At 41.7% G+C, this 683-nt stretch carries 1 protein-coding gene; it reads right to left on the bottom strand.

The features are described from left to right. Positions 1 to 199: 199 nt before the first annotated feature. Positions 200 to 316: a putative PEP-binding protein gene (locus ELS83_RS22825; protein WP_171597633.1), complete on the bottom strand. Its 117-nt coding sequence runs from the start codon at positions 314 to 316 to the stop codon at positions 200 to 202. Positions 317 to 683 lie beyond the last annotated feature (367 nt).

The following is a 683-nucleotide window of genomic DNA, read 5'->3' on the forward strand; positions in this document are numbered from 1 at the left end:
ACCTGTTCGAAGATCACCCCGCCGCACTTATTGTTTTTCAAGTAGGAGCAGATTGTCCTTTCTAACCCTAGATTCTTTGCTTACTTTCTCATCAATGGAGAAAGTAAGAGCCATGCGGCTTTAGCTTTAAAGTAAAATCATAAAAAAAGGCCRCCTCAAAWGAGGCAGCCTTCTATATATAATCGATATTTCTATCGGATTACTTCAAGTTTGCTTGAGCTGCAGCTAAGCGTGCGATAGGCACACGGAAAGGAGAACATGATACGTAATCCAATCCTGTTCTGTGACAGAACTCAACTGATGATGRCTCACCCAACAGAGATTGCGCTCACCACAGATACCTATATTGCTCTGTTTCTATTTTTATYTAACCACTCAAGCCGTGAGGCTTTTACTTTTCTCCTTAGATGAGAAAAGTAAACAAAAGAATCAAGTCAATCCGATACTGTGCGCTCCTCCTAATTAACTGTGTAACTCGAATCGCGTCGGATTGACGGCWCCCRTTCGTAAATGAATGCCGAAAAACTAATACAATAAAAAAGGCCGCCTCAAATGAGGCAGCCTTCTATATATAATCGATATTTCTATCGGATTACTTCAAGTTTGCTTGAGCTGCAGCTAAGCGTGCGATAGGCACACGGAAAGGAGAACATGATACGTAATCCAATCCTGTTCTGTGACAG

This window comes from Marinifilum caeruleilacunae (assembly GCF_013141825.1).
Classification (GTDB): Bacteria; Bacteroidota; Bacteroidia; order Bacteroidales; family Marinifilaceae; genus Marinifilum; species Marinifilum caeruleilacunae.